General features: G+C 60.9%; 10 protein-coding genes. 4 read left to right on the top strand and 6 right to left on the bottom strand.

The genetic code is table 11. The features are described from left to right. Positions 1-207 precede the first annotated feature (207 nt). Positions 208-495 carry a DUF6464 family protein gene (locus ACVWXC_RS06615; RefSeq protein WP_228375415.1) on the bottom strand — a complete coding sequence of 96 codons (288 nt, stop codon included), beginning with the start codon at positions 493-495 and terminating at the stop codon, positions 208-210. 177 nt (positions 496-672) lie between these two features. Here ACVWXC_RS06615 and ACVWXC_RS06610 point away from each other — a divergent pair, with 177 nt between their 5' ends. Then, the gene (locus ACVWXC_RS06610) at positions 673-1,755 is read left to right on the top strand and encodes an Mrp/NBP35 family ATP-binding protein (RefSeq protein WP_011429455.1); all 1,083 of its coding nucleotides are present in this window, start codon (positions 673-675) and stop codon (positions 1,753-1,755) included. Here the strand turns inward: ACVWXC_RS06610 and ACVWXC_RS06605 are convergent. From ACVWXC_RS06605 to cysE, 4 genes are all read right to left on the bottom strand, one after another. Beyond that, positions 1,752-2,120, bottom strand: coding sequence for a hypothetical protein (locus tag ACVWXC_RS06605; RefSeq protein WP_011429456.1), 369 nt, complete (start codon positions 2,118-2,120; stop codon positions 1,752-1,754). The two genes, ACVWXC_RS06610 and ACVWXC_RS06605, sit on opposite strands and share 4 nt — an antisense overlap. A 64-nt stretch (positions 2,121-2,184) precedes the next feature. Next, entirely contained in the window at positions 2,185-4,008 is a 1,824-nt protein-coding gene (locus tag ACVWXC_RS06600; protein WP_228375416.1) for a BamA/TamA family outer membrane protein, read from the bottom strand. A 469-nt stretch (positions 4,009-4,477) separates the two neighbouring features. Continuing rightward, positions 4,478-4,825: a hypothetical protein gene (locus ACVWXC_RS06595; protein WP_099812426.1), complete on the bottom strand. Its 348-nt coding sequence runs from the start codon at positions 4,823-4,825 to the stop codon at positions 4,478-4,480. A 368-nt stretch (positions 4,826-5,193) separates the two neighbouring features. Continuing rightward, positions 5,194-5,997, bottom strand: a complete 804-nt coding sequence (cysE, locus tag ACVWXC_RS06590) for a serine O-acetyltransferase (RefSeq protein ID WP_011429460.1) — start codon at positions 5,995-5,997, stop codon at positions 5,194-5,196. A 183-nt stretch (positions 5,998-6,180) separates the two neighbouring features. On the opposite strand from cysE, the gene grxD reads away from it, so the two are divergent. From grxD to ACVWXC_RS06575, 3 genes are all read left to right on the top strand, one after another. Continuing rightward, complete coding sequence (grxD, locus tag ACVWXC_RS06585) at positions 6,181-6,522, top strand: Grx4 family monothiol glutaredoxin (protein ID WP_011429461.1); 342 nt, start codon at positions 6,181-6,183, stop codon at positions 6,520-6,522. A gap of 8 nt (positions 6,523-6,530) precedes the next feature. Further along, positions 6,531-6,812, top strand: coding sequence for a BolA family protein (locus ACVWXC_RS06580; RefSeq protein ID WP_011429462.1), 282 nt, complete (start codon positions 6,531-6,533; stop codon positions 6,810-6,812). A gap of 363 nt (positions 6,813-7,175) precedes the next feature. Next, a complete protein-coding gene (locus ACVWXC_RS06575) occupies positions 7,176-7,526 on the top strand; it encodes a phage holin family protein (protein ID WP_011429463.1) in 351 nt (116 codons plus the stop codon). Positions 7,527-7,579: 53 nt separating this feature from the next. Here the strand turns inward: ACVWXC_RS06575 and topA are convergent, their stop codons facing one another. Next, positions 7,580-10,240 carry a type I DNA topoisomerase gene (topA, locus tag ACVWXC_RS06570; RefSeq protein WP_457391745.1) on the bottom strand — a complete coding sequence of 887 codons (2,661 nt, stop codon included), beginning with the start codon at positions 10,238-10,240 and terminating at the stop codon, positions 7,580-7,582. Positions 10,241-10,306 lie beyond the last annotated feature (66 nt).

Here is a 10,306-nt window from a genome sequence, read left to right as displayed (position 1 = left end):
ATACGGGGGGATGTAGGGGGGCGGTGGGACTGCCGCTCTCTGGCTGTGGAGGATCCTGGTTTACCAGTCCGTTGAAGCAGCAACTCCGGGAAGTGCTTCTCGGAAGCTCCCGTCTACAGCCCGTCAGGGCTTAGCGGGAGAGGATGTCACACTCTTGTCTAGATCCACACACGAATTCTGTAAGATACCCGCACGAGACCAGGGGGACTAACCTGTTGACCCCGCTCCTGGGTCGGTGGAGCTCTGGCAACGCGCGACGTAGTGGGGGCAGCGACAGGGGCCCAGGGGGTTCACAGCACAGGGCAGATAGGGCGAGCGAGAAAAGTAGCGGCAGGAGGGATCCCAACTCGAGGTGGGCTGCAGCTGGCGGGAGGGAGTGGGCTCATCCCAGCTTGAGGGGCGACGGGAGCCTCTCTTTTCCAGCAGAGGGAGCAACTGGGCCAAGAACGTCAGGCCCAACCACAAACCGACTCCCAGGATCAGCGCTGGCACCATTGCCCTCCTCCGTCGGCCAACAGCCTTGTCTTCCAACCAGAACCAGCCTAGGCCAGCCGGTTGGCAGAGGGCCAGCCTTGGCAGACAGTTTCGCAACTGTCCTGGTTAGCCAGAGAAGAGCCGGGAGAAAAAACGACTAGAGTGAGAAATGGAGCCGTTACCTCGTTTTTGAATGCCATGACCACCTCCACCCTCGATGCTGCCGCCATCCTTGAGGCGTTGCGCCCGGTTCAAGATCCGGAGCTGCGCCGCAGCCTGGTGGAACTGAACATGATCCGCGACATTCGCGTCGAGCCCAAGCGGGTGGCCTTTACCCTGGTGCTGACCACGCCGGCCTGCCCCTTGCGGGAATTCATTGTGGACGAGTGCAAAGCTGCCATCCGCCGCTTGGCCCCAGTTGAAGCCATTGATGTCACAGTAACGGCGGAAACCCCCCGCTCCCCTTCTCTGCCGGATCGCCAGTCTGTCCCCGGCGTGCGCAACATCATCGCCATCTCCAGCGGCAAGGGAGGCGTGGGCAAAACCTCCGTCTCGGTCAATGTGGCCGTGGCCCTGGCCCAGAGCGGAGCGCGGGTGGGGCTGCTGGATGCCGATATCTACGGCCCCAATGTGCCGCTGATGCTGGGCCTCCAGGATCGCTCTTTGTTGGTGCGCAAGCGGGAGGACGGCGGCGAAGACATCTTCCCCCTGGAAAATTACGGCGTCAAGATGGTGTCGATGGGCCTGCTGGTGGGGCGGGATCAGCCGGTGATCTGGCGGGGGCCAATGCTCAACGGCGTCATCCGGCAGTTTCTCTATCAGGTGCAGTGGGGGGAGCTGGACTATCTCATCGTGGATATGCCCCCCGGCACCGGCGACGCCCAACTGACCCTGGTGCAGGCGGTGCCCTTGGCCGGCGCCGTGATCGTCACCACACCGCAGTCGGTGGCCCTGCTGGATAGCCGCAAGGGCTTGAACATGTTTCGCCAGTTGGGGGTGCCCATCCTCGGCATTGTCGAGAACATGAGCTACTTCATTCCCCCCGACCTGCCGGATCGCCAGTACGACATCTTTGGCTCAGCAGGCGGAGAGACCACGGCCCGCGAGCTGGGTGTCCCACTGCTGGGGCGGATCCCGCTGGAAATTGCCCTGCGGCAGGGGGGAGATGCGGGCCAGCCCATCGTGGTCGGTCAGCCTGAGTCTGCTTCTGCCCAAGCTCTGCAGCAGATCGCCAAAACCTTGGCCGGCCGCGTCTCCATGCTGGCCTTGGGGGCCGGCTAGAAGCGCTCCGCTTCCACCAACGACACCCCGAAGCTGCGTCCTCCCAAGACAATGCCCTCTTGGGCCTTGCCGCGCACGGTTACGGTGCTGTTCATGGCCGGCAAGCCCTTGTCGGTGATGACCCAGAGGGAGCCGCTGCTGTCTTGGATCTCGTACACACCCTGGCCGAACACCCCTATCTGGTTGACCACGCGACCGCGGACGTACACATTGGTGTAGCGGGAAGGATTTTGTTCGATCTGGGCAATCGGGGTTGTGCCAATGCCTAAGCGCGCCAACGGCCCACATCCTGTCAGGGCTAGGCTGGCACAGAACAAGAGTACCAGGGATCCACCGCGGAACGATTGGCCGAGTTGCCGTTTCATGGGTTGCTTCCCTCACGAGCCCTTGCTCTCACCATAGCAAGCCGGCAGCAGATCCACCGCCAAGCTAGAACTTCTCGCCAATGCCAAAGTGCAGTTGAGGCCGGCCGGCCTCCCCTTGCCCGATGGCGTAGTCGATGCGCAGCGGCCCCAAGGGAGATTGGATGCGGATGCCGGCCCCCAGCCCCAAGCCGCTGCCCGGCTTGTTGCGCACCGCCGCCGGATTGCCGATGACCGCCGCGCCGCTGCCCAGATCGGTGCCGTAGTCGGCGAAGACCACCGCCCCCACCGGGTCGAACAGGGGGAAGCGCAACTCCGCCGTCGCCGTGGCAAAGCTGCGACCGGAGCCGACGCCGCCCTCAAAAAATCCCCGCACCGAGCTGCCCCCGCCGATGGGGAAAGCATCGTAGGGAGCCAAGTCGCCAATCGTGGTGCCCGCCCGCACGTCAAAAGCCAGCACCTGCGGTCGCTCGCTGCGCGTCTCGAACAGCTTGACGGGAATGAACTGGCTGTAGCTGGTCTCGAGGCGGTTGGCGTTGAGGCCGTTCTCCAACAGACGGACCGACTGTTCGGTGGAGAGGCGAAAGACGGATCCCTGGCTGGGGCTGTTGGGGTTGTCGCGGCTGTCGTGGACAAGGCCGAACCGCAGGGTGGTGTAGCTGTCTTGGCCGCTTGCGCTGAAGGTAATCGGGTTGCCCAGCACATCGAAGCGCTCCTGCTCGCCGTTGCTGTTGCGGGCTTCCACAAATTGGACGCGGGTGCCCAGGCTGGCCCGCCAATTGCCCCCAATGGGACGGGAGAAGGTGACGCCGCCGCCCAGCCGGTTGATGCGCACGGGATCCCCGTTGGGCAGGGTCAATCCCTCGTTGAAGACAAAGCTGGAGCTCTGCTGGTTGGCGATGTTGACGTTGTAGGAGGTGGGGATCTCCAGCGTGGCAATGCGCGGGTCGGTGAAGTTCAAATCGAACAGAGTTTCGTTGGTGCCCACCTGCACGTTGAAGCTGGCGCTTTGGTTGTTGCCGCCCAAGTTTTCTTCCGAGACGTTGAGGCCGGCAAAGACCCCTGTGGCCGAGCTGACGCCGATGGTGCCGCTCAAGGTGCCGGTGCGGCGCTCTTCCACGTTCACCACCACCACCACCTTGTTGGGATCCTGGCCAGGGTTGAGCCCAACATTCACATCTTGAAAAAGGTTAAGGTCGAAAACTGCCTGGAGATCCTTCTGGATTTGGTTGCGGTTAAACACATCCCCTGGCTTGGTCTTGAGCTCGCGGGTGATGATGAAGTCGCGGGTTCTGGTGTTGCCTTGAACGCGAATGTCCTCGATCTCCCCTTCGGCAATTTCCAGAGTGAGGGTGCCATCTTCGGAGGAGCGCACGTCGGTCACCTTGGCCAGCACGTAGCCCTTGTCGGCGTACCACTGCTCGATCTCGGCCACTGCCGCTTGCAGCTCGCCAAAGTTGAGCACCCGCCCTTCTTGATCGGCAAAGGCCTTCTTGAGCACCTCCGGATCCAGAACTTTTGCCCCTTCTGTGCGCACGGCTTTGAGGATCGGATTGGGCTTGACCTCAAAGGTAACCCGCACCCCCAGGGGCGTATCGGAGGGCACCGCCCGCACATCGGCAAAAAACCCAGTGGCAAACACAGCATTGATGTCTTCCCGCAGTTGGGAGCGAGTGGAGACCTCGCCGGCCCGCGTGCGAATAGCCTTGTAAACCTGCTCGATCAACTCTGGGTCGTCGGTTCCTTCCACCACCACTTCCGCTACCAAAACTTCTGGCTCGCCAGCGGCTGGGGTAGGTGTAGGGGAGGGTTGGGCGGGGGTATCGCCATTGGTGCGCAGATCCAGGGTGCCGGGCGGGGGAGCTGATTGCGCCCAAGCCGCGGATCGCATCGACAGACCGTTCGCGAAAGCGGTGCGTAGCACTACCCCACAGGCGAACACTGAAGCAAGCCGGAGTCCGAGTTGCTGGGAACGGTTCATAGGGATCCCTCACACACCGCCAAAATCCAAAGAGCTAAGTTGCAGAACTTCTTATTGCCCGGCAGCGGACAATTGCCCTGAATTATATCAACCCCGACCCGGGCAGAGCTGAGCATTGCCGCGAGCCGGATTGCGGGCTTGGGCAGTGTAAACTACCCGACTCCAACCGCTAGGCGGCACGAAGCAGGCTTTCAGTAGCCCCCAAAAGCGCAATCCCCTTGGCACCATCTACATCCTTTCCCCAGCCACAGGCCGAGTTGACATAACGGAGCGGCCCCCAGTCCCCCTTCGCCCCCCGTACACGGGGGGTGTGGGGGGTGGGGAGTCCAGTGCGGGGCTCCTGCGGCTTCTAGCTGAAGTACAAGCAGCAGCCTCTTCTTTACGGCAGGCGCAGGGATCCCTGGCAGCGCTGGCCACAGGCCTGGGGCTCGGCTGCCTCGGCGGACAGGTTGGCTTGGGAGTTGAGGATAAGAATTGTCATGGGGGCGGGGGGCGGTGAGGGGCTGCTGTGCCAACCCCACCTGCCGGCGAAGTGCCGCGTTGGGGCGCTGGGCACAACGAAGACGATGTTTTGTAGGACATTGCCTTGTAGAGGGGTGGCGCTGTTCTGTCTGCTGTCGAGGAGCACTGTTTGCTGCGGGAGGAGTGTCTGGGCCAGAGCGGCTGGAGCGGATCCCAAACTGAGCAGAGCTGCCAGACCAGAAAAGATGAGCTTGCTCGGCAACATCAGCCTTCCTCTCCAAAATGCTGGGACGCCGGCACCTTAGCTAGTTCCATCCAAAAAGCTCTATCGACTTGCCGCAAAAAAAGCTACGCTCTAGAGCAAAATTTCTCCTGGGCACAGAGAGCTTGCAGAAACGCCCTCCTCCTCTCAGGAAGCTGCAAAAAGGTTGTGGGCAAAAATTCTGGACAGCCCAATCGGGGTTGAGGGCAAACAGGCCGACTGGGCTCGAGGGGTTATCCCGGGCAGACAGCCAGACGGGCAAAGCTGAGCAGAACCGCCCTGGGTGCTGCCCCTTTTCCCAGGAGTTCTGAGCCGCCAACCTGCCCTACAGTTAGCCGGCACCAAGGATGCTCCCCGCCATAGCCGCAGCCTCATTCGCATCTGACCTGATCCTGGCGGTCCTGTTCCCGCTCTTGGTTGAGGCGGGCCACCTGGGCTTCCAGCTCTTGAATGCGGTGCAACAACTGCTCGATCGCCCGTCCCACTGGGTCAGGCATGAGGTGGTGATCTAGGTCGATGCCATGGGCGGGGATGCGGCGTTGATGGGGTGGGATGACCGCTCGACCTGGGATCCCGACCACCGTCATGCCGGGGGCCACATCTTGAATCACCACTGCGTTGGCTCCGATGCGGGCTCTAGCACCGATGCGAACCGGCCCCAGGATCTTCGCCCCTGTGCCCACAATCACCCCATCTTCTAGGGTGGGATGCCGTTTACCTTTGGTCCAAGAGGTGCCCCCCAAGGTAACCCCGTGGTAGAGGGTGACGTCATCGCCAATTTCCGCCGTCTCCCCGATCACCACGCCACAACCATGGTCGATGAAAAAGCGCCGTCCAATCCGGGCTGCCGGGTGAATTTCGATCAACGTAAAGGAGCGAGAAATGAAACTGAGCAAGCGGGCCAGAAAAAAGCAGCGCCGTTTCCACAGCCAATGGGCGATGCGGTGCAGGAAGAGAGCATGTACCCCTGGGTAGGTGAGAAGCACCTCCCAGCGGTTGCGCGCCGCCGGATCCCGCTCGAAGACACAGTCGATGTCTTCCCAGAATTGCTGCCAGAACCCCAGTTTTGGCTCCGGCTTGGCAGAAGAGGGAGAATCACTCCCCCCTGTCTCGGGGCTTTCCACCGCCGACGGCAAGGACTTCGTCCCGCTAACACGAGAGGACTCTGTTAGCATGAATGGCCTCCGGTGAGAAACCTCCACTGCTTCCCCTTCTAGCACTTTTTGTTGTCAGCAGGGGGATCCCCCGCCAAGCTCCAGGATGCCTGTTGACGCTTTTCGTCAAAAGCAGATGAAAATGAGATCACGATAGGAGCCGAATTGGCCTGTCCCCTGTTGTCGCTAAACTGGCTGGCTACCATGCTGGATCCCCTTTTGGAAGAGAAAATCCGCAACCAGGTCCGCACGCACAAGGTGCTGATTTACATGAAGGGCACCCCAGAAATGCCCCTGTGTGGGTTTTCCTACGCCGCCGTTCGCATATTGGATAGCTTGGGCTTCCCCTACACGGCAATTAACGTGCTGGAGGATCCTGAGCTTCGCCAAGGGATCAAAGAGTTTTCCAACTGGCCGACCATTCCGCAGATCTATATTGACGGGGAGTTTGTGGGCGGCTGCGACATCCTCCAAGAGATGCACGCCCGCAACGAGTTGCGTCCCCTGATCGAGGCGGCTTTTGCCAAGGCCGGCACTCAATCTTAAAGGATCCCATGCTCACCTCGAACCGCCTTCGGCAGCTCTTGGCTGAGAAGCTGCAAGCCCTCTACGTCCACGTGGAGGACGAATCACACCGCCATGCCGGCCATGGGGAACGGCAACAGGGATCCGGGGGGCACTACCGCGTGCAGGTGGTGTCGCCTCTGTTTGCCGGCAAAACTTCTCTGCAACGGCATCGCCTGGTGTACGCCGCCCTGGCCGAGGAGATGGGGCAGAGTATCCATGCTTTGGCGTTGCAAACTTACAGCCCGGAAGAGCATGACTCTAGTCAATAATAAGCTCAACTATACTGAAAGTAATGTATAATATGTTCAGTACGGATTACTACCAGTTGATCTTTCTGTTTACTTTCGAGTCTGCCAACATGGTAGCCAAAGCAAAGCAGAAAATTGGTAGTAAGACGACACGGAAACTGCGCTTTGGGTATTCTACTCAAAGCTTTGCGGGATACCGCCATTCTGTTTGGACTCCGTCCCGCTAACGCGAATGGAAACAAGCAGAATGCTATCGCTGCATAGTTGAACAGTGATGTTCAGCAGTGTTCAGCGTAAATGTATCAGGTGCCGACAGCCGGGATCCCTCACAATTGGATAGCATAGAGGGCGAAATGGCTGCCCCAGCGGGGTAAGGGAGGAAGTATGGCAGCTCTTTTGGCCACCTGGCTGATGTCGGCCTTGAGCGTGATGATTTTGGCCTGGCTTTTGCCCGGGATCCACGTCTCCGGGTTTGGAGGTGCCTTGGTGGCGGCGCTGGCCATTGGTTTGGTGAATAGCTTGGTGAAGCCACTCCTGCAGTTGATTACCCTACCGCTTACGATCTTCACTTTTGGTCTGTTTTCCCTAATTTTGAACGCCATTTGCTTGCTCATTGCCGACAAGCTTGCCGGTGACGCCTTCAAGGTTGACAACTTCGGCTGGGCACTGGTTGGGGCAATTGCCCTCTCCATCATTAGCAGCTTGGTTCGGAGCATTTTTGAACAAGCTGCTTAGTTTCCTTGCAGAACAAGCCGAGTTAGCCAGCAAGTTGCCCCTACCCCCACCGCTCAAGCCCGAGCTTTGGAGACAGCCTCCAGCAGGGTGGGATGGGATTGTTGCTTCTGGGGAGCAGCTTCAGCCTTCTTGGCCCGCTTGGCCGCCGCTGGTCGGCTGGCTTTTGCCTGGCCCTTGCCTTCTTTTTCCGCCAGCAACTCCAGCGCCATCTCCAGCGTCACGGCTTCCGGGGAGAGATCTTTGGGCAGTGAGGCGTTTACCTTGCCGTGCTTGACATACAGACCATAGGGGCCGTCGTGCAAGGTGACCGGCTCGCCATCCTCAGGATGGGATCCCAGCTCGCGCAGGGGCTTGGCCGAGCCGCGCCCACGGCCTTTTTTGGGCTGGGCCAGCAGCTCTAGCGCCCGCTCTAGGCTGATGGTCAGCACATCCTCATCGGCAGGCAGCGAGCGGAAATCCCCGTCGCAGACCACGTAGGGGCCGAAGCGGCCAATGCCGGCCTGCACCTTTTTCCCCGATTCCGGGTGCTCCCCCAACGTGCGGGGCAGGCTGAGCAGCCCCAGGGCAATCTCAGGGGTGACCTGCTCCGGCTTCAGCCCTTTGGGCAGGGAGGTGCGCTTGGGCTTTTTGTTCTCCTCCGACACCTCTCCCAACTGCACATAGGGGCCGTAGGGACCCTGGGGAATTACGTAGACCGGCTCTTGGGTTTCCGGGTGGAAGGCGATGGGCTTGGGACCTTCCTGCTTGCGCCGGATGAGCTCCTCGATGTGTTCGGCGCTGAGATCGGCGGGGGGAATATCCTCCGGCAGGTTGGCGCGCACCTCTCCTGATTCAGTCTCTACCGACACATAGGGGCCGTAGGGGCCGATGCCGATCTTGACGGGCAGGTTCTCCAGGTAAATGGAGCGGGCCAGGCCGGAGTCGATTTCCAACTCGCGCGCCTTCACCTGGCCTTCTAGGCCCTGCTCGCCCAGGAAGAAATGGCGCAAGTAGGGCAACCAGTCTGCCTGGCCAGAAGCGATGTCATCGAGGGTTTGCTCCATCTCGGCAGTGAAGCGGGTGTTCACCAGGTTGGGAAAGTATTTTTCCAGCAGCTCGGTCACCGCAAAGGCGGTGTAGGTGGGCACGAGGGCGTTCCCCATCGACCTGACGTAGCCGCGGCTCATGATGGTGTTCAGGATGGTGGCGTAGGTGCTGGGGCGGCCAATGCCCTCGCTTTCCAACACCTTGACCAAGGATGCTTCCGTATAGCGAGGCGGCGGCTGGGTTTCGTGGCCCACCGGCTCCAACTGCAGGCAGCTCAAGGGATCCCCCTGCCGCAACAGGGGCAGATGCACTTCCCGATCTTCCAAAGCCGCCTCTGGGTCGTCGGATCCCTCCACATAGGCGCGGAAGAAGCCGGGAAAGTCAATGCGCTTGCCGCTGGCCCGAAACACCGCATCGTCCACCGCGATGAGCACGATGGTGTGGGTCTGCCGCGCCTCGGCCATTTGGCTGGCGACAGTGCGCTTCCAGATCAGGTCGTAGAGGGCCAGCTCCTGCCCTGTGAGGGGGGTTTGGCTGGGCAGGCGAAACTCCGAGCCGGCGGGACGAATGGCCTCGTGGGCTTCTTGCGCCCCTTTGGTTTTGGTGGTGTACTGCCGAGGTTCGGGGCTGAGGTACTCCTTGCCGTACATCGACTCCACGCAGGCGCGGGCGGCGCGGATGGCCTGTTCCGACAGGTGTACCGAGTCGGTGCGCATGTAGGTGATGTAGCCCTCTTCGTAGAGCTTTTGGGCGATGCGCATCGTCTGCTGAGCCGACAGGCGCAGCTTGCGGTTGGCCTCCTGTTGCAGCGTGGAAGTGGTGAAGGGAGGGGCGGGCTTGCGGGTGGAGGGGCGTTCTTCGACCGAGCTGACGACCCAAGCTTTCCCCAGCAGGCGATCCCGTAGGGCCTCGGCCTGGGCTTGATCCAACAGCACCACATCCCGTCCGGCTATGAGCTGCCCGGTGCTGGGATCGAAGTCTTGCCCGCTGGCCAGACGTTTGCCGCCCAGGCTCACCAGCTCTGCCGGGAAAGAGGCCGCTTGGCTTGCTGTCCTCGGTTGCAAATCCGCTTTCAGATCCCAGTAGGTGGCTTTTTTAAAGGCGCGACGCTCCCGCTCCCGATCCACCAAGAGCTTCACCGCCACCGACTGCACCCGACCTGCCGAGAGTTTGGGGGCAATTTTTTTCCACAGCAGCGGCGACAGAGTGTAACCCACCAGGCGATCCAAGATGCGGCGCGTCTCTTGGGCCCGCACCAGTTGCTCGTCCACCTCACGGCAATTTTGCAGCGCCTCCTGAATGGCCTCGCGGGTGATCTCGTGGAACACCATGCGGCGGGTGGGCACCTTGGGCTGCAGCACCTGTTGCAGGTGCCAACTGATACTTTCCCCCTCCCGGTCTTCGTCAGTGGCCAGAATTAGCTCGTCGGCTTTCTTAAGCGCCTCCTTCAGCTGTTTGACTACCTTTCTTTTGTCCTTGGGGATCACGTAGAGAGGCTCGAAGTTGGCGTGGACATTGACCCCGAGACGGCTCCACTCTTCTCCCTTCACCTCTTCGGGAATGTCAGAGGCCGACTCCGGCAGATCGCGTACATGTCCCATCGAGGCTTGCACCTCATAGCCGGCGGGCAAGAAGCCGCGGATGGTACGGGCTTTGGTGGGAGATTCGACAATGACCAGCTTGGGCATGATGATGTTGACTAGAAGGAATCGACTGAAGGTGGTGAGCCTCCCGACCCAGGGGTGCGGCGGATC

The sequence above is a fragment of the Thermostichus sp. OS-CIW-20 genome, from assembly GCF_054061455.1.
Note: the sequence above shows the minus strand (reverse complement) of the source record. Positions and strands in the feature narration are given on the sequence as shown.